Source organism: Erythrobacter dokdonensis DSW-74 (assembly GCF_001677335.1).
Taxonomy (GTDB): domain Bacteria; phylum Pseudomonadota; class Alphaproteobacteria; order Sphingomonadales; family Sphingomonadaceae; genus Erythrobacter; species Erythrobacter dokdonensis.
On sequence record NZ_LZYB01000002.1, the window covers coordinates 481,232 to 505,057 of the forward strand.

Annotated in this window: 25 protein-coding genes; 12 read left to right on the forward strand and 13 right to left on the reverse strand. The window is 64.1% G+C overall.

Translation table 11 applies throughout. The annotated features are described in order from the left end of the window. The first annotated feature begins 29 nt into the window (after positions 1–29). The 7 genes from I603_RS06360 (at position 30) to I603_RS06390 (ending at position 5,798) form a co-directional block, all read left to right on the forward strand. Positions 30–761 carry a peptidylprolyl isomerase gene (locus tag I603_RS06360; RefSeq protein ID WP_068863350.1) on the forward strand — a complete coding sequence of 244 codons (732 nt, stop codon included), beginning with the start codon at positions 30–32 and terminating at the stop codon, positions 759–761. Positions 762–804: 43 nt separating this feature from the next. Beyond that, positions 805–1,842, forward strand: coding sequence for a tRNA preQ1(34) S-adenosylmethionine ribosyltransferase-isomerase QueA (queA, locus tag I603_RS06365; RefSeq protein WP_068863199.1), 1,038 nt, complete (start codon positions 805–807; stop codon positions 1,840–1,842). A gap of 9 nt (positions 1,843–1,851) precedes the next feature. After that, positions 1,852–2,796: an ABC transporter ATP-binding protein gene (locus I603_RS06370; protein ID WP_068863202.1), complete on the forward strand. Its 945-nt coding sequence runs from the start codon at positions 1,852–1,854 to the stop codon at positions 2,794–2,796. Further along, positions 2,796–3,563: an ABC transporter permease gene (locus tag I603_RS06375; RefSeq protein WP_068863204.1), complete on the forward strand. Its 768-nt coding sequence runs from the start codon at positions 2,796–2,798 to the stop codon at positions 3,561–3,563. The genes I603_RS06370 and I603_RS06375 overlap by 1 nt, the downstream gene beginning before the upstream one ends. Before the next feature lie 161 nt (positions 3,564–3,724). Then, entirely contained in the window at positions 3,725–4,255 is a 531-nt protein-coding gene (locus tag I603_RS06380) for an outer membrane protein (RefSeq protein WP_068863207.1), read from the forward strand. 107 nt (positions 4,256–4,362) lie between these two features. Beyond that, entirely contained in the window at positions 4,363–5,496 is a 1,134-nt protein-coding gene (tgt, locus tag I603_RS06385) for a tRNA guanosine(34) transglycosylase Tgt (RefSeq protein ID WP_068863352.1), read from the forward strand. Continuing rightward, a complete protein-coding gene (locus I603_RS06390) occupies positions 5,496–5,798 on the forward strand; it encodes a chorismate mutase (RefSeq protein WP_068863210.1) in 303 nt (100 codons plus the stop codon). The genes tgt and I603_RS06390 overlap by 1 nt, the downstream gene beginning before the upstream one ends. On the opposite strand, the gene I603_RS06395 is transcribed toward I603_RS06390, so the two are convergent. From I603_RS06395 to I603_RS06425, 7 genes are all read right to left on the reverse strand, one after another. Then, on the reverse strand, positions 5,788–6,426 hold the full coding sequence (locus I603_RS06395) for an NAD(P)H-dependent oxidoreductase (protein WP_068863214.1): 639 nt from the start codon (positions 6,424–6,426) through the stop codon (positions 5,788–5,790). The two genes, I603_RS06390 and I603_RS06395, sit on opposite strands and share 11 nt — an antisense overlap. A 112-nt stretch (positions 6,427–6,538) precedes the next feature. After that, a complete protein-coding gene (gene rpsD / locus I603_RS06400) occupies positions 6,539–7,153 on the reverse strand; it encodes a 30S ribosomal protein S4 (RefSeq protein ID WP_068863217.1) in 615 nt (204 codons plus the stop codon). Positions 7,154–7,333: 180 nt separating this feature from the next. Then, positions 7,334–8,080 (reverse strand): RNA methyltransferase, encoded by a 747-nt coding sequence (locus I603_RS06405; RefSeq protein ID WP_068863220.1) that lies wholly within the window; start codon positions 8,078–8,080, stop codon positions 7,334–7,336. 7 nt (positions 8,081–8,087) lie between these two features. Further along, the gene (gene nrdR, locus I603_RS06410; RefSeq protein WP_068863222.1) at positions 8,088–8,549 is read right to left on the reverse strand and encodes a transcriptional regulator NrdR; all 462 of its coding nucleotides are present in this window, start codon (positions 8,547–8,549) and stop codon (positions 8,088–8,090) included. Between the two features lie 8 nt (positions 8,550–8,557). After that, a complete protein-coding gene (locus tag I603_RS06415; RefSeq protein WP_068863225.1) occupies positions 8,558–8,779 on the reverse strand; it encodes a hypothetical protein in 222 nt (73 codons plus the stop codon). A 9-nt stretch (positions 8,780–8,788) separates the two neighbouring features. Beyond that, positions 8,789–10,114, reverse strand: a complete 1,326-nt coding sequence (glyA, locus tag I603_RS06420; RefSeq protein WP_068863228.1) for a serine hydroxymethyltransferase — start codon at positions 10,112–10,114, stop codon at positions 8,789–8,791. Next, the gene (locus I603_RS06425) at positions 10,111–10,590 is read right to left on the reverse strand and encodes an RpiB/LacA/LacB family sugar-phosphate isomerase (RefSeq protein ID WP_068863354.1); all 480 of its coding nucleotides are present in this window, start codon (positions 10,588–10,590) and stop codon (positions 10,111–10,113) included. Before I603_RS06425 ends, glyA begins: the two co-directional genes overlap by 4 nt. A 116-nt stretch (positions 10,591–10,706) precedes the next feature. On the opposite strand from I603_RS06425, the gene I603_RS06430 reads away from it, so the two are divergent. Then, entirely contained in the window at positions 10,707–11,855 is a 1,149-nt protein-coding gene (locus tag I603_RS06430; RefSeq protein WP_068863356.1) for a sterol desaturase family protein, read from the forward strand. Positions 11,856–11,861: 6 nt separating this feature from the next. Here the strand turns inward: I603_RS06430 and I603_RS06435 are convergent, their stop codons facing one another. The 4 genes from I603_RS06435 to I603_RS06450 all read right to left on the reverse strand — a co-directional run bounded on the left by I603_RS06435 (position 11,862) and on the right by I603_RS06450 (position 16,861). Beyond that, positions 11,862–12,377, reverse strand: coding sequence for a hypothetical protein (locus I603_RS06435; protein ID WP_068863230.1), 516 nt, complete (start codon positions 12,375–12,377; stop codon positions 11,862–11,864). A gap of 8 nt (positions 12,378–12,385) precedes the next feature. Then, positions 12,386–14,413, reverse strand: coding sequence for an RNA polymerase sigma factor RpoD (rpoD, locus tag I603_RS06440; protein WP_068863233.1), 2,028 nt, complete (start codon positions 14,411–14,413; stop codon positions 12,386–12,388). A 63-nt stretch (positions 14,414–14,476) separates the two neighbouring features. After that, entirely contained in the window at positions 14,477–16,348 is a 1,872-nt protein-coding gene (dnaG, locus tag I603_RS06445; protein WP_068863236.1) for a DNA primase, read from the reverse strand. A 60-nt stretch (positions 16,349–16,408) separates the two neighbouring features. Continuing rightward, positions 16,409–16,861, reverse strand: coding sequence for a GatB/YqeY domain-containing protein (locus I603_RS06450; RefSeq protein ID WP_068863239.1), 453 nt, complete (start codon positions 16,859–16,861; stop codon positions 16,409–16,411). A gap of 142 nt (positions 16,862–17,003) precedes the next feature. On the opposite strand from I603_RS06450, the gene carA reads away from it, so the two are divergent. From carA to greA, 4 genes are all read left to right on the forward strand, one after another. Then, on the forward strand, positions 17,004–18,185 hold the full coding sequence (carA, locus tag I603_RS06455) for a glutamine-hydrolyzing carbamoyl-phosphate synthase small subunit (protein WP_068863241.1): 1,182 nt from the start codon (positions 17,004–17,006) through the stop codon (positions 18,183–18,185). After that, positions 18,182–19,087, forward strand: coding sequence for a hypothetical protein (locus I603_RS14780; RefSeq protein ID WP_232305261.1), 906 nt, complete (start codon positions 18,182–18,184; stop codon positions 19,085–19,087). The genes carA and I603_RS14780 overlap by 4 nt, the downstream gene beginning before the upstream one ends. Next, on the forward strand, positions 19,087–22,440 hold the full coding sequence (carB, locus tag I603_RS06465) for a carbamoyl-phosphate synthase large subunit (protein ID WP_068863243.1): 3,354 nt from the start codon (positions 19,087–19,089) through the stop codon (positions 22,438–22,440). The genes I603_RS14780 and carB overlap by 1 nt, the downstream gene beginning before the upstream one ends. 123 nt (positions 22,441–22,563) lie before the next feature. Continuing rightward, entirely contained in the window at positions 22,564–23,040 is a 477-nt protein-coding gene (gene greA, locus I603_RS06470; RefSeq protein WP_068863244.1) for a transcription elongation factor GreA, read from the forward strand. Positions 23,041–23,175: 135 nt separating this feature from the next. On the opposite strand, the gene I603_RS06475 is transcribed toward greA, so the two are convergent. Together I603_RS06475 and I603_RS14685 are read right to left on the reverse strand one after the other, a co-directional pair. Further along, complete coding sequence (locus I603_RS06475) at positions 23,176–23,406, reverse strand: DUF4170 domain-containing protein (protein WP_068863246.1); 231 nt, start codon at positions 23,404–23,406, stop codon at positions 23,176–23,178. 68 nt (positions 23,407–23,474) lie between these two features. Next, positions 23,475–23,826, reverse strand: a 352-nt coding sequence (locus I603_RS14685) for a hypothetical protein (protein WP_198157224.1), incomplete at its 5' end; no start/stop codon positions are given.

Sequence of the window (23,826 nt, forward strand, 5' to 3'; positions counted from 1 at the left end):
TAAACGGCGCGTCTGATACGGATGAAATGATGATCAAAGCCACCCTCTCTTGTGCCCTTGGCGCCTTTCTTATCGCTTTTGCCGCGCATCCCGCGCTGGCCCAGCAGCAGCGCGACGACACGCCGCCGGTCGCTTTCGGTGACAATGCCGAGAGCGAGGACGAGGACGAGGAAGCGGCCGCCCCGCCCAGAACCTATCCCGCGATCAATTACGATGTGACAGCTGATCCCGAAAACGTGTGGGTCCTCGACCTGTCGAACGGGGAGCGGGTGAAGATTCGCCTGATGCCGGAATGGGCGCCGGAACACGTGGCGCGAATCAAGGAACTCACCCGCCGCGGCTTCTACAACGGCGTGGTCTTTCACCGCGTGATTGACGGCTTCATGGCACAAGGCGGGGATCCGACCGGCACGGGGCAGGGCGGAAGCGAGCTTCCCGACCTCAAGGCCGAATTCAACCCGATGCCGCATGTGCGTGGCAGCGTGTCCATGGCCCGCGCCTCGGAAGAAGATAGCGCCAATAGCCAGTTCTTCATCGTGTTCTATCCGCGCTTCAGCCTTGACAAGCGCTACACCAATTTCGGTCGGGTGATCGAGAACATGGACGCGGTCGACGCGATCAACCGGGGCGAACCGCCAAGCGATCCGAGCTACATTCTTCAGGCCTCGCTGGCGAGCGACAATCTCCCGCCGCCGCCTCCGCCTGCGCCCAAGGACGATGAGCCGATCACCGTCGACATGCTGAGCGGGCCGCTGAGCTAAAGTCCTTTCCTGCGCCCCGTCGGCGCATTATGCGCGCCGCACCATGAAAGTAGACCTTTTCGATTTCGAGCTGCCGCAAGATCGGATTGCGCTGAGGCCTGTGCGCCCGCGCGATGCGGCGCGGATGCTTGTGGTGCGCGGGAGCGAGGCACCGTTCGAGGATCGCGGCGTGCGCGACCTGCCGAAGGTCCTCGATCCGGGCGATGTGTTGGTGTTCAACGATACGCGCGTGATCCCCGCCCAGCTTGAAGGCCGCCGCGCCGATGGTGAGGCAAGGATCGGGGCAACGCTGCACAAGCGGATCGACTTGCGCCGCTGGCAGGCGTTCCTGAGGAATGCCAAGCGGGTGAAGATTGGCGACAGCCTCGTGTTCGGCGGCGGTGTCACCGCACGTGCCGAGGAGCGCCATGCCGACGGCTCGCTGACGCTGTTCTTCGAGGGCGAGGAGCCGGTCGAAGTCCTGCTCGACCGCGCGGGCACCATGCCCTTGCCGCCCTATATCGCGTCCAAGCGCGGGGTCGATCGTCAGGATCTGGAGGACTACCAGACCATGTTCGCGCGCGAGGAAGGCGCTGTCGCCGCGCCCACCGCCTCGTTGCATTTCACCCAGAGGCTGGTCGACGCTATCGACGCCGCCGGGATCGGGCGGGCCATGCTGACACTCCACGTCGGTGCGGGCACTTTCCTGCCGGTCAAGGCGGACGACACCGACGATCACCAGATGCACGCCGAATTCGGGCGTATCTCTCAAGCGACCGCAGACCAGCTCAATGAAGCGCGCGCGAAAGGCGGCAAGATCATCGCTGTCGGCACTACCGTTCTGCGCCTGCTGGAAAGTGCGGTGGACGAAGACGGCTTGATCCAGCCCTTCGCGGGCGACACGTCGATCTTCATCACCCCGGGCTACCGGCTCAAGGCGGTTGACGGGCTGATGACCAATTTCCACCTGCCCAAATCGACCCTGATGATGCTGGTCAGCGCCCTGATGGGCCGCGAGCGGATGCTGGCGGCCTACCAGCACGCCATCACCAATGAATACCGCTTCTATTCCTATGGTGACTCCTCGCTACTGCTCCCGTAACGGCAAGCGATGCATGAACCCGTTCTGTCAATCCGCGGCCTGACCAAGACCTATCGCGGCGGCACCCGCGCGCTCGACAATGTCGATCTCGATATCCGCAAGGGCGAGATCTTCGCGCTGCTGGGGCCGAACGGGGCGGGCAAGACGACCCTGATCGGCGCGGTATGCGGTCTGGTGCGGCCAACCGGCGGGACGATTGCTGCCTTCGGTCACGATCTGGCGCGCGACTGGCGCGCGGCGCGGGCGCGGATCGGGCTCGTCCCGCAGGAGCTTTCGACCGACATGTTCGAAACCGTGCGCCGCGCTGTCACCTACTCCCAGGGCCTGTTCGGCAAACGCCATGATCCTGCGAGGATCGAGGAGATCCTCAGAGGCCTGTCGCTGTGGGACAAGCGCGACACGCAAATCCGCGCGCTTAGCGGCGGGATGAAGCGGCGCGTGCTGATCGCCAAGGCGCTGGCGCATGAGCCTGAACTGCTGTTCCTCGACGAGCCTACCGCGGGCGTCGACGTGGAATTGCGCAAGGGCATGTGGGACCAGATCGCTGCGCTGAAGGAGCGCGGGGTAACGATCATCCTCACCACCCATTACATCGAGGAAGCAGAGGAAATGGCCGACCGCGTCGGTATCATCCGCGGCGGGCGCATCCTGATGGTGGATGAAAAACACGCTATGATGGAGCGGCTCGGCACCACGGAGGCGGTGATCGACCTCTCCGAGCCGCTGGCCGCATTGCCCCCGGCAATCGCCGCGTTCCCGGTCGAGCTCGCGGGTGAGGGCATGCGTCTTGTCTATCGCGGCGGCAGCGGGGCGGGCGGGGGCGCGGCCGAAGTCGCCCGGCTCACCCAGGCGCTTACCCGCACGGGCATCGCCTATACCAGCCTCGACATCCACGATAGCTCGCTGGAAGACATCTTCGTCGGCCTGCTGGGCGCACAGGAGGTGTCGGCGTGATGCATTTCAACTTGCGCAGCGCCTACGCGATCTACCGCCGCGAAATGGCCCGTGCCTTCCGCACCGCGTTCCAGTCGATCCTCTCTCCGGTGCTGACGACCTCGCTTTATTTCGTGGTGTTCGGCAGCGTTATCGGTGCACGCATGGAGCCGGTCGGCGGGGTGCCTTACGGCGCCTTCATCATCCCCGGCCTCCTGATGCTGACCCTGCTTGGCGAGACTACCAGCAATGCGAGCTTCGGCATCTACATGCCGCGCTTTACCGGCACGATCTACGAACTGCTGTCCGCGCCGGTGGGTGTGGCCGAGACGCTTGCCGGTTTCGTCGGCGCGGCGATGACGAAGGGTCTTATCCTTGCCGCGATCATCCTCGCAACAGCACGGCTGTTCGTCGACTACGAGATAGCCCATCCGCTGTTTGCCGCCGTCTACATCATGCTGGTTGCGGCAAGTTTCGCGCTGTTTGGCTTCATCCTCGGCATCTGGGCCGATTCCTTCGAGAAGCTCGGGATCATCCCGCTGCTGATCCTCACCCCGCTGACTTTTCTGGGCGGCACCTTCTATTCGATCCGCGACCTGCCCGCGCCATGGGACGCGATCGCCCTTGCCAATCCCATCGCCTTTCTGGTGAGCGGACTGCGCTGGACCTTTTACGACACGGCAGATGTGCCGATTGCGCTGTCGCTGGGCCTGACGCTCGGATTTCTTGCACTGTGCACCGTCGTGATCGCGGTAATCTTCCGGACCGGATGGCGGCTGCGCGAGTGAGCGCGAGGGTCTGGAAACGCATTTGGTCGACCCGCCAGCACTTTCCGTCGGAGCTTAACGGCGACTTGTCTACCCGTTCACCGGCGAGAAAGTGACCGAATCCTAACCGATTGGCCACCGCCGCACCCCCTGCGGCGGGCAAGAAACAAGGATACAAACGCATGAGGAAAATCGCATTCACCACGCTTGCAGCGATCGGCGCGATGGCACTTCCGGCGACTGCCCACGCGCAGTCGAATGACGATCCCAAGGTAGAAGGCTTCATCGGTGCCTCTGCCGGGATTCATGATCTCGGCAGCGGCATTCCCGATGACGACGGCGGCATTTATGGCGTCGTTGCCGGGTTTGATGTTCCCGTGGGCGACACCTTCTTCATCGGTGCCGAGGGCAATTATCACTTCGGAGACGGCGCGATCGACAACGAATACGGCGTCGCAGCCCGTGCCGGCGTGCGCTTTGGCAACAACGCCAAGGTGTTCGTGCGAGGAGGCTATCAGGAAGTCGATATCGACGTGTTCAATCTGGTCGGCGTGAACCCGCCCCCGGGCTTCGATACCAGCGCGGGTGACTATCTCGTTGGTGCCGGCGTCGAGTTCGGCCTTGGCGATAGCCCGGTTCGGTTCCGCGCCGGACTGGACACCATTGCCTTTGATTCGACCCGTGCGACCATAGGCGTTCTCTACGCCTTCTAAGGTTCAACCGGCACACAACAGGGCAGGGGCCGCATCCGCGCGGTCCCTGCCTTTTTGATGTGCGCGTGACAGCTCGGCACGCGGGCGCTAGGGGCGCGGTCGAAATGATTGCTCCCCGTTTCTCCTTCACTCTCCAGGCAACCGACGGCAAGGCCCGCACCGGCGCCATCGCCATGCAGCGCGGCGAAATCCGCACGCCTGCTTTCATGCCGGTCGGTACCGCCGCCACAGTCAAGGCGATGAAGCCCGAAGCTGTTCGCCAGACCGGTGCCGACATCATCCTTGGCAATACCTATCACCTGATGCTGCGCCCGGGGGCCGAGCGCGTTGCCCGTCTTGGCGGTCTGCACAAGTTCATGAACTGGCCGCGTCCGATCCTGACCGACAGTGGCGGCTATCAGGTCATGAGCCTTTCCGATCTGCGGAAACTGACCGAACAGGGCGTGGAGTTCCGCAGCCATCTCGACGGGTCGAAGCACATGCTGACACCCGAACGCAGCATGCAAATCCAGCGCCTGCTCGGCTCGGACATCGTCATGGCTTTTGACGAATGCCCGCGTGCCGATCGCCCGCGTGACGAGATTGCCGCTTCGATGGAGCTGTCGATGCGCTGGGCACGGCGCAGCCGCGAGGGGTTTGATGCGGGCGAGGAACACGCCGCTCGCGCGGCGCTGTTCGGTATCCAGCAGGGCGCGCTGCACGAAGACCTGCGCCGGGTGAGCGCCGAAAAGCTCACCGAGATCGGGTTCGATGGCTATGCCGTGGGCGGGCTGGCGGTGGGCGAGGGCCAGGAGGCGATGTTCGGCGTGCTCGATTATGCACCCGACATGCTCCCCGCCGATCGCCCGCGTTACCTGATGGGGGTGGGCAAGCCCGATGATCTGGTCGGCGCGGTGGAGCGCGGCATCGATATGTTCGATTGCGTGTTGCCGACACGATCAGGGCGTAACGGGCAGGCGTTTACCTGGAACGGGCCGCTCAACCTCAGAAACGCCCGCTTCGCCGAGGATACAGGCCCGCTCGACGAGCGTTGCCGGTGTCCGGTCTGCACCACCTATAGCCGCGCCTATATCCACCACCTCGTCAAATCGGGCGAGATGCTGGGGGCGATGCTCGTGACCGAGCACAACCTCAGCTTCTATCAGGCCTTGATGCACGGGATGCGGGATGCCATTGCGGAAGGGCGCTTTGCCTCCTTTGCCGCCGCATTCCGGCGCGATTACCTTGGAAGTTCCGATTGATGCCCAAACCCCCCGAAGCCTGCACCACCATGGCCGAGGTGCGCGAAGGCGTTGATGCCCTTGACCGCGAACTGGTAGCCCTGCTCGCGACCCGCTTCGGCTACATGCGCGCTGCCGCCCGGATCAAGCCGACCCGTGAGGCGGTGCGCGACGAGGAACGCAAGGCCAGCGTCATCGCCGCCGCCGTAGCCGAGGCCGAGGCGCAGGGTTTGCCGGGGGACGTCGTGGCCGACATCTGGGAACGGCTCGTTGAAGGCTCGATCGCCTACGAATTCACCGAATGGGACCGGATCAGGCGCTGACCTCGCCCGCGAGGAAGGCGGCAAGCCGGGCCTCTTTCTTGTTCGGCGCTTTCTGACGGATCGAACGGGCCATTTTCGTCACCCGCGCCTCCCATGCGGCGATGTTGCGCGGCGGGGTGTTCTCCCCCACCGGCCCCAAGGACAGCGTGCGCACCGGGGCAAAGCCGCAGAAGCCCAGAATCTGCCCCTTCCAGCGCCGGATCACCGGATTGCGGTGCCACCACTTGAGCACGAAGGGCGGGGTGTCCATCGTCACGATCAGATCGGCCGAACGGCCCTGCATCAGCTTGTCCCACCACGGATCGCCGACGTGATAGGCGAAGGTGAACTTGGGCAGGAACAGCCGGTCGATCAGGCCCTTGAGCTCCGCCGGTTCCGCGCCCCACCACATCGGGAAGGCGACGACGAGGTGATCGCAGGCATCGAGCTGCCGGGCGAGCGCGACCATGTCCTGCTCCCACTCGGTGCGCTGCCGGTAGCCGTGGCGCAGCACCGGTGCGAAATCGAGGTCGCGGACCGCGACGCGGGTCACCTGGGCGGAAGCGGGAAGGGCGGCAGCGTAAGTATCGAGCAGATGGGTGGTCAGGCGGCCTTCGTCAGGATGACCGTCCAGCAGAAGCACATTCATGATGAGGCGATCCCTTTGCCGATTTGCCGAAGGTGATGGCAAAGGGCGGCGCAAAAGAAAAGGGCGACCCCGCCGGGGCCGCCCTCTTGTCTTTGCCTTGAGGCGAAAGCCTTTAACGCGAGTAGAACTCGACGACCAGGTTCGGTTCCATGGTGACCGGGTAGGGCACCTCGTCCAGCTTCGGCACGCGGGTGAAGCTCACCTTGTCGTTACCGTCAGGAGCGACGTAATCGGGGATGTCACGCTCGGGAAGGCTCTGGGCTTCGATCACCAGCGCCATTTCCTTGGCCTTGCTGCCGAGGCTGATGACATCGCCCACGTCGATCCGGCGCGACGCGATGTTGCACTTCACGCCGTTCACGTAGATGTGGCCGTGGCTCACGATCTGGCGCGCGGCGAAGATGGTCGGTGCGAACTTGGCGCGATAGACGACCATGTCGAGACGACGCTCGAGCAGGCCGATCAGGTTCTGGCTGGTGTCACCCTTCATCCGCGCGGCTTCGGCATAGGTGCGCTTGAACTGCTTTTCGGTGACGTCGCCGTAATAGCCCTTGAGCTTCTGCTTGGCGCGCAGCTGCAGGCCGAAGTCGCTCATCTTGCCCTTGCGGCGCTGGCCGTGCTGGCCGGGGCCGTAGGAACGCTTGTTCACGGGAGAATTCGGGCGACCCCAGATGTTTTCGCCCATCCGGCGGTCAAGCTTGTACTTGGCGCTCTTGCGCTTCGACATAAGTCGTATCCTTCAAATTGCTCGATCAGCCCTATGCTGACCATTCAACCCGGCATCGCTCCATCGTGACGTTCGGTCATGATGCGGCCACCGCTTCACCGGGGTGCGGGGCCCATTTGCGAAGGCGCGCGCTTAGCAGGAACGCAGGCGAGGTCAAGCTTTGTGCGCGCGCGCCCGCTATCAATCGCGCATCTCGCGCTCCAGGGTAGAAAGAACGCCGCGCAAGGTGCGCACCTCGAGATGGTTCCAGCCCGGCTTGGTGAGCAGGCCGCGCAAGGTGCGGCGGGTGGATTCGGCGCGGGCTTCGGGGCGGAAATAGCCGCGCGGCTCGAGCAGCTTCTCGAAATGCGCGATCATCGCATCGAGTTCCTCCTGCGGGGCAGGCGGCAGGGCTTCTTCGGCGGTGGGCTGGACCAGCACTTCGCCCGCATCCCCCAGTTCGCGCCCGATTCGCGACCATTCATAGGCGACAAGGATGACCGCCTGCGCGAGGTTGAGCGATCCGAATTCGGGATTGATCGGGATGGTCAGGATGTTGCGGGCGAGCGCGACGTCCTCGGTCTCCAGCCCCGAACGTTCAGGGCCGAAGATGATCGCGTGGCGGCCGGGCAGGGTGTGCACCAGCCGTCCGGCCTCGTCCGCCCCGATCACCGGCTTGGTCACGCCGCGTTTTCTGACCGTGGTTGCATGGACATGGGCACAGTCCGCGACTGCCTCGGCGGTCGTGTCATAGACCCTGGCCTGTTCGAGCACGATATCCGCGCCCGAGGCAGCGGGACCTGCAGAAGGGTTGGGCCAGCCGTCGCGCGGGGCGACGAGGCGCATCTCGGTCAATCCGAAATTGAGCATCGCGCGCGCCGCCTTGCCGATATTCTCGCCCAGTTGCGGGCGCACGAGGACGATCACCGGCTTGCTGAGATCGGCCATATTTCCGTTACTCTTTCGCAGCTTGTTGTACGGTGCTTGCAAACTCTTCGAAGTCGCGCGCCTCGGAGAAATCGCGGTAGACCGAAGCGAAGCGGATATAGGCGACCGAATCGATCTGGCGCAGGCCTTCCATCACCAACTCGCCGATCCGGGCGGAAGCGACTTCGGCCTCGCCCGAGGTTTCGACCTGCCGCTGGATACCGGAAATGAGCTGGTCCAGTCGTTCCTGCTCGATGTCGCGCTTGCGGCAGGCGAGTGCGATGGATTGTTCGAGCTTCGAGCGTTCGAAGGGCTCGCGCCGGTCACCCGACTTGACCACGACCACTTCGCGCAGTTGCACCCGCTCGAAGGTGGTAAAGCGTGCACCGCAGGATGAACACTGGCGCCGCCGGCGGATCGAGGCATTGTCCTCGGTCGGGCGGCTATCCTTTACTTGGGTATCATCATGGGCGCAAAAGGGACAGCGCATTCAGGGGGTTACTTCCTGATCCTCTGATAAAGCGCAAACCCTGCGCCAACCGCTAGGCCTACAGGCCACGAGATTACAGGCAACAGGACTCCGGCCACCGCACCGATCGCCGCACCGGTAAGGACGGGTGCGGTCGAAGGGTGATTGACCCCCTCCTTGGCCATGCCCGTAATCTCGGCCTTGGCATCCTCGACCCAATCGGGGGTCTGGCGCGGTTCCTGATCGCTCATGGTGGTTCCTTACATGCCGGGATAGACGGGGAAGGCAGCGCAGAGTTCGGACACACGCCCGCGCACGCTCTCTTCCACCTGAGCATCGCCTTCGGGGCCGTTCTTGGCAAGGCCTTCAACCACTTCGGCGATGAGCCGGCCGACAATCCGGAATTCATCCGGGCCAAAGCCGCGGGTGGTGCCGGCCGGCGTCCCGAGCCGGATGCCGCTGGTGACGAAGGGCGAGCGGGTGTCGTAGGGGATGCCGTTCTTGTTGCAGGTGAGGAAAGCGCGATCGAGGCCCTTTTCCGCGTCCTTGCCGGTTACGTCTTTCGCGGTGAGATCGACCAGCATCGAGTGATTGTCGGTGCCGCCGGAAACGATGCGCAAGCCGTTTTCCTCAAGGCTCGCGGCGAGCGCGCGGGCATTCTCGACGATGCGGTGGGCATAGGTCTTGAACGACGGATCAAGCGCTTCCTTGAAGGCGACCGCCTTGGCCGCCACCACGTGCATCAGCGGGCCGCCCTGCAGGCCGGGGAACACCGCCATGTTGAGCGGCTTGGTGAACTTCTCGTCGTTCCACAGGATGATGCCCGAACGCGGGCCGCGCAGGCTCTTGTGCGTGGTCGAGGTAACGATGTCGCAATGCGGGAAGGGCGAGGGGTGCGCGCCGCCCGCGACAAGGCCGGAGATGTGGCTCATGTCGCACAGCAGCACCGCGCCCACTTCATCCGCGATAGCGCGGAAGGCGGGAAAGTCCCAGGTGCGTGAATAGGCGGTGCCGCCGCAGATGATGATCTTCGGCTTGTTTTCCCGCGCCTTGGCCGCAACCTCGTCCATGTCGATCGTCTCGGTCTCGCGCGAGACGCCGTAGGAGACGACGTTGAACCACTTGCCGCTCATGTTGACGGGCGAACCGTGGGTGAGGTGGCCGCCCGAATTGAGATCCAGCCCCATGAAGGTGTCGCCCGGGTTGAGCAGGGCAAGGAACACCGCCTGGTTCATCTGCGAGCCGCTGTTGGGCTGCACATTGGCGAAATTGCACCCGAACAGCTGCTTGGCGCGCTCGATCGCCAGCGTCTCGACCACGTCGGCATAGTCGCAGCCGCCATAGTAACGCTTGCCCGGATAGCCTTCGGCATACTTGTTGGTGAAGACGCTCCCGGTGGCTTCGAGCACCGCGCGGCTCGCGATGTTCTCGCTCGCGATCAGCTCGATCTTGTCGCGCTGGCGCGCCAGTTCCTTGGCCACGGCAGCCGCGATTTCCGGGTCTGCGGTGGCGAGGTCATCACGCCAGAAGCTGTCCATCGACTGGGCAGCGTGACGGGCGGAGAAATCTGCGGGGGCGGTGCTCATTGATGGGTCTCGATATGATCGGGGAAAAACGGGGGCTTGCCGAGCTTGCCGACCCGGCGCTGGTGACGCCCGGCAGGATCGCCGGCGTCGGCGAACTCTGTGTCGAGAAAGGTAGCAACGCAGGACTTCGCCATTTCGATCCCTACGAGACGCGCGCCCATTGCGATGCAATTTGCATCATTATGTTCGCGGGCGAGAGCGGCAGACAGCGGTTCCGACACCAGCGCGCACCGCACCTCGGGGTGGCGGTTGACTGCCATAGAGATGCCGATCCCGCTGCCGCACAGGGCAATGCCGAATTCGACCGTGCCTTCCGCGATGATCTCGGCAAGGCGATAGCCGTAGTCGGGGTAATCGACGCTCTGCCCGGGTTCGGGGCCGAGATCAGCGACCTCGTGGCCTTCCTCGATGAGCCATTCGGCGAGGTCGGCCTTCAATTCGGTCGCGGCGTGGTCTGAGGCGATGGCGATGCGCATGGCGCTGCCATAGTCGCTGGGGGCGCGATTCTCCACCCCGCAGGCGCGGCTTTTCGACGGCCGGCACAGGAAATCCTTTACGCAGCAGAAAGGGCGCCTGAATTATGGGAGAAGTCATGGAGAAGCCCATTCCCGCCCAGACCGCCGAACAATGGCTGGCGCGCGTCTTTGCCGACGATCGCCCGCGCCATTTCGGCACGGGCTGGATCAGCGGGGTGCTGGGGATCGTGCTGGGGCTGCTGGCGCTATTGGCGGTGCTGTGCCTGCACTTTCCGCAATATCTGACCCTGCCCGAACTGCGCAGCCGCTACCCGCTCGGGCTGGTGCGGCTTGCGATTGATGTCGGATTGCTGGCGGCGATGGCGCTGGCGGGCCTTTCGATGCTGCTGCGACGCAGAAAGGCGCTGGGGGTGACGGGGCTGGCACTGGCGGCTGCGGCTTTGGCACTGGGCGCGGGCGGCGTGGAGATTCCGCGCGGGGGTGCGAGCACGGTCTATCTCGGGCTCGACTGGTTCGTGCTCGGCGTGCTGACTACGGCGGCGGTGTTCGTGCCGTTGGAACGCGCTTTTGCGCTGCGCCGCGAGCAAGGCGCGTTTCGGAGGGGCTGGCTGACCGACACGCAATATTTCTTCGCGAGCCACGTGCTGGCACAGGTGATGAGCGTCGCGGTGCTGGCCCCGGCCGTGGCGGTGGGCGAGGTGCTGGCCGTGCCTGCCGCACAAGACGCGGTGCAAAGCATGCCGCTGGTGGTGCAATTCCTCGCCTGCGTGCTGGTCGCGGATCTTGCGCAATACTGGGTGCACCGGGCGTTCCATGCGATCCCCTTCCTTTGGCGCTTCCACAAGGTGCACCATTCGGTCGAGGTGATGGACTGGCTGGCCGGATCACGGTTGCATCTGGTCGATGTGATCGTGACACGCGGCCTCGTGTTGCTGCCGCTGGTGGTGCTGGGGTTCGATTCTGTCGCCGTCTACGCCTACCTCGCGCTGGTGAGCTTCCACGCGGTGTTCATCCACGCCAACTTCGCGCCGCGTTGGGGCTGGCTGGAGCGGTGGATCGCCATGCCCCGCTTCCACCACTGGCACCACGGGGTGGAGCCGGAAGCGCGGGACGTGAACTTCGCCGTGCATCTGCCGATGATCGACCGCTGGTTCGGGACGTATCATATGCCGGACGGGCGCTGGCCCGAGGGCTATGGGGTTGCCGGGGAGCGCGCGCCTGAGGGTTGGGCGCGGCAGTTGGTGTGGCCGTTTGGGAAGGGATGAGAGAACCTAGCGTCCGACCAGCCACGCTCTGCTGTCTTTCAGCCAGAGCGGATCGAAGCGATCGGGAAATGCCTCTTTGAGGGCCGCAACACCGCCTGCGACATGGCCGGGATAAATGCGAAACTTCCCTCGCTCGCTCTCCAGCAACACATCCCCCTGCAATATGCGGGGCCGGATTGATGTGATCTCGTTCCGCTCAATCCGTATCCCTTGAACTTCAATGCCTTCTGGTTCCAATGCGAACATCAAGGGTGATCGGATGTAGCGGAGCATGGGGACGAAGAAATAAAGCCCCCACAGCAGGAAAGCCCATCCGAATGGATAGGCCGCCCAGCTTGGCAATGCGCGCCGACCTGAACCTCTGTAAGTCCAGTCAATCGTGCCGGTGCTGATGAGCTCATGTAGACTTATTGCCGGGAGCAGTGCCGTTATCGGCAAGAGGATCAAGCCCACCAGAAAGATGGTGCGGGGCAGGACTTTGAACTCGCGCCTAGCGAGCGGTTCAGTGGCTTGCCCCGTCAACCCCTAACTCACTGATCGAGGAACGACCGCATCTTGCGCGACCGGCTCGGGTGCTTGAGCTTCCTCAGCGCCTTCGCTTCGATCTGGCGGATACGCTCGCGCGTCACCGAGAACTGCTGGCCGACTTCTTCCAGCGTGTGATCGGTGTTCATCCCGATGCCGAAACGCATGCGCAGCACGCGTTCCTCGCGCGGGGTGAGGCTGGCGAGCACGCGGGTGACGGTTTCCTTGAGGTTGGCCTGGATCGCGGCATCGACGGGGATGATCGCGTTCTTGTCCTCGATGAAATCGCCGAGGTGGCTGTCTTCCTCGTCCCCGATGGGGGTTTCGAGGGAGATCGGCTCCTTGGCGATTTTCATCACCTTGCGCACCTTTTCGAGCGGCATCGAAAGCCGCGCGGCCATTTCCTCAGGGGTCGGCTCGCGGCCTTCCTCGTGCAGGAACTGGCGGGACGTGCGCACCAGCTTGTTGATCGTCTCGATCATGTGCACCGGAATGCGGATGGTGCGCGCCTGATCCGCGATGCTCCGCGTGATCGCCTGCCGGATCCACCAGGTCGCATAGGTGGAGAACTTGTAGCCCCGGCGGTATTCGAACTTGTCGACCGCCTTCATCAGGCCGATATTGCCTTCCTGAATGAGATCAAGGAATTGCAGGCCGCGGTTGGTGTATTTCTTGGCGATGGAAATCACCAGGCGCAGGTTCGCCTCGACCATTTCCTTCTTGGCGATGCGCGCCTCGCGCTCGCCCTTCTGCACCATGTTCACGATACGGCGGAATTCGGGGAGGCTCATACCGGTCTGCGCGGCGATATCGGCAATCTCGGCACGGATGCGTTCGATCGCGGCTTCCTCGCGCTCGGCGAAGGCCGCCCACTTCTTGTCCTTCTTTGCGCGCTCCTTGATCCAGGCATCGTCCATCTCGTTGCCGACATAGGATTGGAGAAAGTCGATGCGCTTGATCTTGTGGCGCTCGGCAAGGCGAAGCATCTGCCCGCCCAGCGTGGTGAGGCGGCGGTTGAAGGCGTAGAGGTTGTCGACCAGGAACTCGATCTTGGTCGCGTGGAACTGCACGCTTTCGACCTCGGCGGTAAGGTCTTCGCGCAGCTGCTCGTATTTCTTTTCCTTCGCCGCCGGAAAATCATTGCCCGCCGCCAGCGTTTCCACACGTTCGGCCTGCAGCTTCTCGAAGTCCTTGAACAGCTTGGTGATGCGCGCGAAGCGTTCGAGCGCCTCGGGCTTCAGCGCCGCTTCCATCTGGGCGAGGGATAGGGTGTTGTCTTCCTCGTCCTCCTCTTCGCGCTTGGCGCGCGGCTCGCCGTCCTCGTCCTCGTCGTCGGCTTCGGGCTCTTCCTCGACCTCGTCATCCTCGCGGATGGTCGGGCCGGCGGTGGCTTCGGAGATTTCGCCGTCGTCGTCGTCGTCGTCGGCATCGTCGTTCATCTTGTCGGCCGGCGGCTCCTTGGACAGCATCGCGTCGAGATCGAGGATCTCGCGCAGCTGCATGTCGCCGTTGTTGAGCGCTTCGGACCACTGGATGATGGCGTGGAAGGTGATAGGGCTTTCGCACAGCCCCATGATCATCATGTCGCGGCCGGCCTCGATCCGCTTGGCGATGGCGATCTCGCCCTCGCGGCTGAGGAGTTCCACCGCACCCATTTCGCGCAGGTACATGCGCACCGGATCGTCGGTGCGCTCTCCGGTGGCGAGTTTCTTGTTGGCGGCGCGGGCATCCTTTGCCGGGCCCTTCTTCTCGCCATCCTCGTCGTCTTCGTCGTCGCTGTCCGCGACCAGCGATTCGACTTCGTCGCCTTCGTCTTCGGCCTCGGCTTCCTCGTCGGTCTCGACGATCTGCACGCCCATTTCCGACAGCGCGGTCTGGATGTCCTCGATCTGGTCGGGGCTCATCTCGCCCGAGGGCAGCGCCTCGTTCAGCTCGTCATAGGTGACATAGCCGCGCTTCTTGGCCTTGCTGATCAGCTTCTTGATCGAAGCCTCGTTGAGATCGATCAGCGGGGCGTCTTCCTTCTCGGCCATAATATTCGTTCAATCCGTTGCCTTGCGATCCCTTCCTGCACGAAAAAGCAGGCGGTCGCCGGTTTATCCCATGTCTTCCGCCGGAGCGGAGTCGTCCCCCGTGGCCACCGGAGCAGCCTTTCTGCGTCCGAAAGCCTTCAGGCGTTCGTCAACTGTCATGAGCTGTGTGCGCAGCCTGGTCTGTTCCGCGAACGATCCTTCGGGATCGCTGTCGAAACGGGCTATCGTGGCCGCAAGCGCAGCCTCCAGCGCCGGTCGTTCGACCAGCAGCGACACAGCTTCGGCCAGTTCCTCGCACGCATCGCCGGTGGATGTGCCTTCATCAAGAAAGGCGTAACGGATGTCTGCCGGCGGGGCAGGGTGACCTAGTGATTCGCATATGGCGGTTGGCGCGCGCGAATCAAGCCTTTCTGCAAGTTCGAAGAGCGATTCGATCGCGGGCGCGGATTTCGGGTCATAGCTGGCGAGGCGGGAAAGCGCTTCGGCGTGGCGGCGGATTTCCCGTGGGAAGCGCGCAAGGCCGACGATAACGGCCTGGAACAGCTCTTGCCGCTGCCCCCCCGACATGACTGCCGAAAGCCGGGCACGTGCATCGTCCGAAAGGCCTGCCGGGGCTGGCGCGGCTGCGCGGCGCGGCCCGCGCTGCATCGGAGCAGACCGGGGCGGGCGCGGCGGGTAGGCGAAGGCGGAAAAGCGGTCGGACAGTTCGCGACGATAAAGCGCCTTGATCTCCGGATCGGCGATGGTGTCGACATGCGCCATAAGCCGCGCCTTCAGTCCGGCCTTGGCTTCCGGCGTTGAGAGGGGCTGGGCATCGCGCTCGAATTCCCACAGCGTGTCGATCAGGCTGGCGGGCTTTTCCAGGATCCGCTCCATCGCAGCCTTGCCCCGGGTCTTGATCAGGTCATCGGGGTCGAGTCCGGCAGGCAGGCGCACGATCGCGAGCGAGCGCATCGGAGCGAGCAGCGGCAGCGCCCGCGCAATCGCCCGCATCGCCGCGCGCTGGCCTGCCGCATCGCCATCGAAACACAGCACCGGCACCTCGACCATGCGCCACAGCAACTCGAGCTGCATTTCGGTGAGCGCAGTGCCGAGCGGGGCGACCGCATCGGCAATGCCCGCATTGGCCAGCGCGATCACATCCATGTAGCCTTCGACCACCACCACGCGGCCCGATTGGCGGGCGGCAGGGGCGGCGCGGTGGAGGTTGTAGAGCGTGCGGCCCTTGTCGAACAGCTCGGTGTCGGGCGAATTGAGATACTTTGCGATGCCGTCCCGCTTGTCGAGGATACGGCCCCCGAAGGCGATCACCCGCCCGCGCGCGTCCTGAATGGGGAGCATGACGCGGCCCCGGAAACGATCGTAACGTTCGCCCTGCTCGGTGTGCGCGCGCATGCCTGCCCCTTCGAGCATCTCATCGCTGAATTGCGCCAGCGCCTTGGGTAGGGCCTGGCGTTCGTCGGGCGCCCAGCCGAAGCCGAATTCGCGGCATATGGCAGGCGAGAACCCGCGCCGCTGGAGATAGTCCCGAGCCACCCTGCCGCCGGGCGCGGCGAGGCTTTCGACGAAGAAGCGCTGCGCCGCCTCGGTGACATCGATCAGGCTGGCGCGCTGTTCGGCACGCTTGGCCATCTGCGGGTCCGGGGCAGGGACTTCCATCCCCGCCATCGCCGCCAGTTCCTTGATAGCGTCCATGAACTGGAGGCCCTGTTGGTCCACCATCCAGCTGATCGCATCGCCATGCGCCCCGCAGCCGAAGCAGTGGTAGAACTGCTTCTGGTCGTTGACGTAGAAACTCGGGGTCTTCTCGTCATGGAACGGGCAGCACCCCTTCCACTCGCGCCCCGCGCGCGTGAGCTTGACCGATCGCTGGACAAGCGAGGACAGCGTGATCCGCGCACGCAGCTCGTCTTTCCATTGCGGGGTGATGGCCATGGCAGATAGGTGCGCCCGAACGCCGCTGCGTTCAAGCGCGCGCTGTGGAAGGAACTGTGGTCAGGACAGAGCCGCCTTTACCAGACCGCTTGCCAGCTTCCCGTCGAGCACCGCGCCGTGACGGGCTTTGAGCTCTGCCATGACCGTGCCCATGTCCTTCATCGACGATGCACCGGTTTCGGCCTTGATCGCCTCGATCGCGGCACGGGTGGCGGCTTCGTCCATCATCTGGGGCAGGAATTCCTCGATAACGCTGAGTTCGGCCTTTTCCTTGTCGGCCAGTTCCTGCCGTCCGCCGCCTTCGTACATCTCGATCGATTCGCGGCGCTGCTTGGCCATTTTCTGGAGGACGCTCACCACCAGCTCGTCATCGGGAATGTTCTTCCCCGAAGTGCGCTCCTCGATGTCGCGGTCCTTGATCTTGGCGCTGATCTGGCGGAGCGCGGCGGTGCGGTCCTTCTCGCCCGCCTTCATCGCGGCGATGGTGGCGGCCTTGATGTCGTCACGGATCATTGCATCATTTCCTGTGGATGGGTTTCGTGGGCGCGCCTCTAACGCAAATATCGGGCGAAGCCTAGGTTGACGCGGGGGGCGGGCAGGCCTAGCGGTCGAAACTTAGCAACATCGCTGGCAACACCCCAAAACGGAGCGCCCCATGGCCGACCCCGCATCTTCCCGCGCGCAACCTTCAGGGGCCACGGGTGTCCTCGTTCTGGCGGATGGCACGGTCATCTGGGGGCGCGGCTTCGGTGCTGCCGGGAGCGCGGTGGGCGAGGTGTGCTTCAACACCGCGATGACGGGCTATCAGGAGGTGATGACCGATCCCTCCTACGCCGCGCAGATCGTCACCTTCACCTTCCCGCATATCGGCAATGTCGGGGCCAATGCCGAGGACGTGGAAAGCCGCGTCGAAGGCGCGGTCGGCTGCATTGTGCGCGAGGACGTGACCGAGCCGAGCAATTTCCGCTCCATCGAACGCTTCGGCGAATGGCTGGCACGCAACGGGAAGATCGGGCTCAGCGGCGTCGATACCCGCGCACTAACCCGCCGCATCCGCCAGAGCGGCGCGCCCAACGCGGTGATCGCCCATGCACCGGACGGCAAGTTCGATATCCCGGCGCTGCTGAAACGTGCGAAGGATTGGCCGGGGCTGGAGGGCATGGACCTTGCCATTCGCGTCACTCGCGAGGGGCAGGAGGGCTGGGAAGGCGGCTACTGGCGCCTGGGCCACGGCTATGGCCGCGCGGCAAGGGATGCCACTCCGCACGTGGTCGCGGTGGATTACGGCGCGAAGGACAATATCTTCCGCAATCTGGTGCGCGCCGGCGCGCGGGTGACGGTGGTGCCGGCCAAGACCTCGTTCGATGAGGTGATGGCCCTCAAGCCCGACGGCGTGTTCCTCTCCAACGGTCCGGGCGATCCGGCGGCGACCGGCGAATATGCCGTGCCGGTGATCAAGGCGCTGCTCGATGCGGATGTGCCGCTGTTCGGGATCTGCCTCGGCCACCAGATGCTCGCGCTCGCCGCGGGCGCGAAGACGATCAAGATGCACCAGGGCCACCGCGGCGCGAACCACCCCGTCCAGCGCGTGGGTGAGGGCTGGGGCGAGACCACCGGCCTCGTCGAGATCACCTCGATGAACCACGGCTTTGCGGTGGACGCGGCGAGCCTGCCGGAGAATGTCGAGCAGACCCATGTCTCGCTGTTCGACGGGACGAACTGCGGCATCGCGATCAAGGGCAAGAAGGCCTTCGCGGTGCAGTATCACCCCGAGGCAAGCCCGGGGCCACAGGACAGCTTTTACCTGTTCGAGAAGTTCGTGGGGGGGCTGGGGTGATCGATTTCCCCCCTGAAATCCCAGAAGAGAAGCTTCTAAAGAAGGCCGTTCGATGGGCGATGCGGCATCGATACCATATTCCGACGCTCAGCGATCTCGAGCCGAAGAAGCCATTTAGCGAGCTAACGGCCATCGGAGAAAAGTGGCAGAAGGCAGGCTTCGGTTCGATGTTCATCGGCGAAGGAGACGGCAAGCGCTGGGTCTCTTTCGCTTTGAACGATGAAGCGCGCGACTATGTAGATCGGTTGAATAGGCGCTCGTTCTGGGGCCGCGTCCGATCTGTGAGTCGTTCTGACTGGATTTCCCTAGGTGCACTGATTGTTTCGTTTCTTGCGCTTCTAGTCGCTGCGTATCCAATTTTTGCCCAGAACCCCGCCATGACCCCGCGACCGCTGGCCGATTGGCCGGGTGCGGAGATTGCCGAGGGCGTGGCGTTTCAGGGCGATGGTTCGGTGACGCTCGAAGCCTCGGAGGAAACCGGTCTGCCGGTGGTCGCCTTCTGGCGGCCGGTGCTGCATGACGAGGACAGCCGCTATCCGGTCGCGGGGCGGATGGATTGCCGCATCGCCGCCTCCGAAGGGCCCTTCGACGAGGCCGATTTCGACCCCGAAGCCCGCCACGAAGCCGTCGTCGAAGCCCGCCGCGCGAAGGGTTTCATCGACATGGAGCGCCTCGCCTCCGGGGACGACATCGTGAAACAGCTCGACGTGACCGGCCGCCGTAATTCTCCGCGCTCCTACTACGTCCTCAGCTACATCATGGCCCGCGATGGCGCGCGCCTGATCGACATTCGCCGCAACTGTACCTTTGTCTTCGGCGCCGCCGCCTCCAAGCCCGACGTGCTGCCTTTCGTGAACCGCTACACCAAGCTCACCTTCGCCTTTTCCGAGCAGGACACCTGATGCCCAAAAGAACCGACATTTCCTCGATCCTCGTCATTGGCGCTGGCCCGATCATCATCGGCCAGGCCTGCGAGTTCGATTACTCCGGCACGCAGGCGATCAAGGCGTTGAAGGAGGAGGGCTACCGCGTCATCCTCGTCAACTCCAACCCGGCGACGATCATGACCGATCCGGAGTTCGCCGACGCAACCTATATCGAGCCGATCACACCCGAGATCGTCGCCAAGATCATCGCCAAGGAGCGGCCCGATGCGCTGCTGCCGACGATGGGTGGGCAGACCGCATTGAACTGCGCGCTGAAGCTCGACGAGATGGGCGTTCTCGCGGAATACGGCGTCGAGATGATCGGCGCGAAAGCGGACGCGATCGACAAGGCGGAAAACCGCCAGCGGTTTCGCGATGCGATGGACAAGATCGGACTGGAAAGCGCGCGCTCGGGTGTCGCCAATACCGTCGACGAAGCCTTCGCGATCCTTGAACGCACCGGGTTGCCCTCGATTATCCGCCCCAGCTTCACCCTTGGCGGCACGGGCGGCGGGATTGCCTATAACAAGGCCGAATTCGAGAAGATCGTGCGCGAAGGCCTCGATGCCTCGCCCACCACCGAAGTCCTGATCGAGGAATCGCTCCTCGGATGGAAGGAATTCGAAATGGAGGTGGTGCGCGACCGCAAGGATAACGCGATCATCGTCTGCTCGATCGAGAACGTCGATCCGATGGGCGTGCACACCGGCGATTCCATCACTGTCGCTCCGGCGCTGACGCTGACCGACAAGGAATACCAGATCATGCGCAACGCGAGCATTGCCTGCTTGCGCGAAATCGGTGTCGAAACAGGGGGTTCCAACGTCCAGTTCGCGGTGAATCCCAGGGACGGGCGCCTGATCGTGATCGAGATGAACCCGCGTGTCAGCCGCTCCTCGGCGCTCGCATCCAAGGCGACGGGCTTTCCCATTGCCCGCGTCGCGGCCAAGCTGGCGGTCGGCTACACGCTCGATGAACTCACCAACGAGATCACCGGCGCAACCCCTGCCAGCTTCGAACCCACCATCGATTACGTCGTCACCAAGATCCCGCGTTTCGCCTTCGAGAAGTTCAAGGGCGCGGCCAATGACCTGTCGACCGCGATGAAGAGCGTTGGCGAGGTGATGGCGATCGGGCGCAATTTCCAGGAAAGCATGCAGAAGGCCCTGCGGGGTCTCGAAACCGGGCTCGACGGGTTCAACCGCGTGCCGGAGCTGGAAGGCGTATCCCGCGATGTCATCACCGCTGCCTTGTCGCGCCGCACGCCCGACCGGCTGCTGAAGGTCGGACAGGCGTTCCGCGAGGGCATGAGCGTGGAAGAGATTGCGGCAGTGACCTTCTATGATCCTTGGTTCCTGCGGCAGATCGAAGCCATCATTGCTGCCGAGCGCGAAGTGCAGAAAGACGGGCTTCCCATCGATGCGCCCGGCCTCAGGCGCCTCAAGGCGATGGGCTTTTCCGACAAGCGGCTCGCCACCCTTGCCGTCCGGTCTGTCGGTGTTGCGGGGGGTCTTGCCGAAACGCAGGCGCGCCGTTCCGGGTTGCTGCACGATGCCTTGGTCGCGATGGCAGGCGCCACCAGCGAGGAGGAAGTGCGTGCGCTGCGGCATCGCCTAGGGGTGCTGCCGGTGTTCAAGCGGATCGACAGCTGCGCCGCCGAATTCGAGGCGATCACGCCCTATATGTATTCCACCTACGAAGCCCCGAGCTTCGGCGTTTCCGGTTCCATTGGGCCTGAATGCGAGGCCTACCCCTCGGATCGCAGAAAGATCGTCATCCTCGGCGGCGGGCCCAACCGGATCGGGCAGGGGATCGAGTTCGATTACTGCTGCGTCCACGCCTGCTTTGCGCTGGGCGAGGAATGGCACGGGCCAGCGTTCGAGACGATCATGGTCAACTGCAACCCGGAGACCGTCTCGACCGATTACGACACCTCCGACCGCCTCTATTTCGAACCGCTGACGGCCGAGGATGTGCTCGAAATCCTACGGGTAGAGCAACAATCGGGCGAGCTGGTCGGCGTGATCGTCCAATTCGGCGGGCAGACCCCGCTGAAACTCGCGCAGGCGCTGGAGGATGCGGGGATCCCGATCCTCGGCACCTCCCCTGACGCAATTGACCTCGCCGAAGATCGCGAGCGCTTCGCCAAGCTGGTCAGCAAGCTGAAGCTCCAGCAGCCCGACAACGGCATCGCCCGCAGCCGCGACGAGGCCGCCGCGGTCGCCGCGCGCATCGGCTATCCGGTGCTGCTGCGCCCGTCTTACGTGCTCGGCGGGCGGGCGATGGAAATCGTCGACAGCGAAGCCCAGCTTGACGATTACATCGCCACGGCGGTTAACGTGTCGGGCGATAGCCCGGTGCTGATCGACCAGTATCTGCGCGATGCGATCGAATGCGACGTCGATGCCGTGTGCGACGGCAACGAGGTGCGCATCGCTGGCGTGATGCAGCATATCGAGGAAGCCGGCGTCCATTCGGGCGATAGCGCCTGCACCCTGCCGCCCTATTCGCTTCCGCCTGAAATCATCGCCGAGATGGAGCGTCAGGCGGAAGGCCTGGCCTTCGCGCTGGGCGTGAAAGGCCTGATGAACGTGCAGTTCGCGGTCAAGGACGGCACCGTCTACCTGATCGAGGTCAACCCGCGCGCCAGTCGCACTGTGCCGTTCGTCGCCAAGGCCACCGGGCAGCCGGTTGCCAAGATCGCCGCGCGGGTGATGGCGGGCGAGCCGCTGTCGAGCTTCGAGCCCTTCCGCCGCGATCTGCCCTACATGTCGGTAAAGGAGGCCGTTTTCCCCTTCGCCCGCTTCCCCGGCGCGGACCCGATCCTCAGCCCCGAAATGAAGTCGACCGGCGAGGTGATGGGGATCGATACCAGCTTCGAGGCCGCCTTCCTCAAGTCGCAGATCGGGGCAGGCATGAAGCTGCCGCGCGCCGGCACACTGTTCGTATCGGTCAAGGATACCGACAAGGCGGCAATCGTACCGGCGGTGCGGCGCCTGATCGATCACGGCTTCACCGTCATCGCCACCGGAGGAACCCAGACCTATCTTGCCGAACAGGGACTGGCGGTCGAGCGGGTCAACAAGGTGGCCGAGGGCCAGCCGCATATCGTCGACAAGATTATCGATGGCGAGGTCGCGCTGATCTTCAACACCACCGAAGGCTGGCAGTCGCTGATGGACTCGAAATCGATCCGGCAGGCGGCGCTGGCAGGCAAGGTTCCCTACTATACCACGGCCGCTGCATCGCTCGCGGCGGCGGCGGCGATTGCCACGGTCGGACCGGAGCAGCTTGAAGTCCGGTCATTGCAGGACTATTATGCACAGTAACTGACCTTGCTCTCCCCGACATTTTCCGTTCGTCGTGGCCGCGCTCTTGTGAAATGCGGCCCTCCGGCAATGGGATTTCTGTCTGTCGGGCGGGGCGAGAAGCAAACAGGAAGAGAACAAGGCATGGCTACTGTAGAAAAGGTCCCGATGCTGGCCGAGGGTTACGAGCGGCTCACCGCAGACCTCAAGGCGCTGCGTGAAGAACGCCCGAAGATCGTCGAGGCGATCGAGGAAGCGCGCGCCCACGGCGACCTTTCGGAAAATGCCGAATATCACGCCGCCAAGGAACGCCAGGGCCAGGTCGAGGCGCAGATCGCCGATATCGAGGACAAGGTCAGCCGCGCGCAGATCATCGATCCCACCACGCTGTCGGGCGAGAAGATCATCTTCGGTGCGACCGTGACCCTGATCGACGAGAACGACAAGCCGGTGCGCTACCAGATCGTCGGGCAACCCGAAGCCGATGTGACCAAGGGCCGCATCTCGTACAACTCGCCGCTGGCCCGCGCGCTGATCGGCAAGCAGGTTGGCGAGGAGATCGAGCTCACGGTGCCCTCGGGCGAGAAGTTCTACCTCGTCGACAAGATCGAGTTCATCTGAACCATCCCGCTGCGTAGCGGCCGGCAAAGGGGGCGCAGACCCCCGCCAGACCCTGCTCGCCCCCGGTTAGCATGCCGTTGGCGGGCTCTCGCGCGCTGTTTCATGTGAAACATGGCGCCTTCCGGGCCATAGGTCTCAGTCTTCCGGCGTCAGCAGCTTGTGGATGTGGACCACGACATACTTCATCTCGGCATCGTCGACCGTGCGCTGTGCCTGCGCGCGCCATGCATCGACGGCGGCATCGTAGGAGCTGTAGACGCCGACGACGTGGATGCTTTCCGGATCCTGGAACTCAAGGCCGCGCGGGTCCTTGACGCGGCCACCCATGACGAGGTGGAGCCGCTGGGTAGGGGTGGTTTCTGCCATGTTTATGGTCCTTGGGGAGGAAGGATGCCGGCCCCTTTAGCGACCCCTGCGCCAAGGGCAAGCCCGCGTCAGCCCTTGACCTTGCTCACGGTGTCGCGGACCGCGCGGGAGGTCTTGCGCCGGGTCTTGCGCGCGGTGTGACGCACGGTGTCCGAAGCCGTTCCCACAGCATGGGCAGCATCGCGCTTTACCTTGCGCGCGGTCGCCTCGGCCTCGTCGGCGAGGTCCTCGACCCTGTCCTGTCCGGTACGGGCGGTTTCGAGCAGGTCGTCGAGTACCTTCATTCCCCACGCCAGCGCCGCATCGCCGACAAGGGCGGTGATCTGCGAGCCGCCGCGCGCTGCTGCACTCTTGACGCCGGCGGCCGCACTGCTCGCCGCGCCCGAGGCCGCGCTGCCGACCGCGCCCGCCGCGCGGGTG

Excerpts from the sequence above, each read along its gene's own strand:
- I603_RS06360 (WP_068863350.1), top strand. The coding sequence starts at position 30 with ATGATCAAAGCCACCCTCTCTTGTGCCCTTGGCGCCTTTCTTATCGCT.
- queA (WP_068863199.1), top strand. The coding sequence starts at position 805 with ATGAAAGTAGACCTTTTCGATTTCGAGCTGCCGCAAGATCGGATTGCG.
- I603_RS06370 (WP_068863202.1), top strand. The coding sequence starts at position 1,852 with ATGCATGAACCCGTTCTGTCAATCCGCGGCCTGACCAAGACCTATCGC.
- I603_RS06375 (WP_068863204.1), top strand. The coding sequence starts at position 2,796 with ATGCATTTCAACTTGCGCAGCGCCTACGCGATCTACCGCCGCGAAATG.
- I603_RS06380 (WP_068863207.1), top strand. The coding sequence starts at position 3,725 with ATGAGGAAAATCGCATTCACCACGCTTGCAGCGATCGGCGCGATGGCA.
- I603_RS06390 (WP_068863210.1), top strand. The coding sequence starts at position 5,496 with ATGCCCAAACCCCCCGAAGCCTGCACCACCATGGCCGAGGTGCGCGAA.
- I603_RS06395 (WP_068863214.1), bottom strand. The coding sequence starts at position 6,426 with ATGAATGTGCTTCTGCTGGACGGTCATCCTGACGAAGGCCGCCTGACC.
- rpsD (WP_068863217.1), bottom strand. The coding sequence starts at position 7,153 with ATGTCGAAGCGCAAGAGCGCCAAGTACAAGCTTGACCGCCGGATGGGC.
- I603_RS06405 (WP_068863220.1), bottom strand. The coding sequence starts at position 8,080 with ATGGCCGATCTCAGCAAGCCGGTGATCGTCCTCGTGCGCCCGCAACTG.
- nrdR (WP_068863222.1), bottom strand. The coding sequence starts at position 8,549 with ATGCGCTGTCCCTTTTGCGCCCATGATGATACCCAAGTAAAGGATAGC.
- I603_RS06415 (WP_068863225.1), bottom strand. The coding sequence starts at position 8,779 with ATGAGCGATCAGGAACCGCGCCAGACCCCCGATTGGGTCGAGGATGCC.
- glyA (WP_068863228.1), bottom strand. The coding sequence starts at position 10,114 with ATGAGCACCGCCCCCGCAGATTTCTCCGCCCGTCACGCTGCCCAGTCG.
- I603_RS06425 (WP_068863354.1), bottom strand. The coding sequence starts at position 10,590 with ATGCGCATCGCCATCGCCTCAGACCACGCCGCGACCGAATTGAAGGCC.
- I603_RS06430 (WP_068863356.1), top strand. The coding sequence starts at position 10,707 with ATGGAGAAGCCCATTCCCGCCCAGACCGCCGAACAATGGCTGGCGCGC.
- rpoD (WP_068863233.1), bottom strand. The coding sequence starts at position 14,413 with ATGGCCGAGAAGGAAGACGCCCCGCTGATCGATCTCAACGAGGCTTCG.
- dnaG (WP_068863236.1), bottom strand. The coding sequence starts at position 16,348 with ATGGCCATCACCCCGCAATGGAAAGACGAGCTGCGTGCGCGGATCACG.
- I603_RS06450 (WP_068863239.1), bottom strand. The coding sequence starts at position 16,861 with ATGATCCGTGACGACATCAAGGCCGCCACCATCGCCGCGATGAAGGCG.
- carA (WP_068863241.1), top strand. The coding sequence starts at position 17,004 with ATGGCCGACCCCGCATCTTCCCGCGCGCAACCTTCAGGGGCCACGGGT.
- carB (WP_068863243.1), top strand. The coding sequence starts at position 19,087 with ATGCCCAAAAGAACCGACATTTCCTCGATCCTCGTCATTGGCGCTGGC.
- greA (WP_068863244.1), top strand. The coding sequence starts at position 22,564 with ATGGCTACTGTAGAAAAGGTCCCGATGCTGGCCGAGGGTTACGAGCGG.
- I603_RS06475 (WP_068863246.1), bottom strand. The coding sequence starts at position 23,406 with ATGGCAGAAACCACCCCTACCCAGCGGCTCCACCTCGTCATGGGTGGC.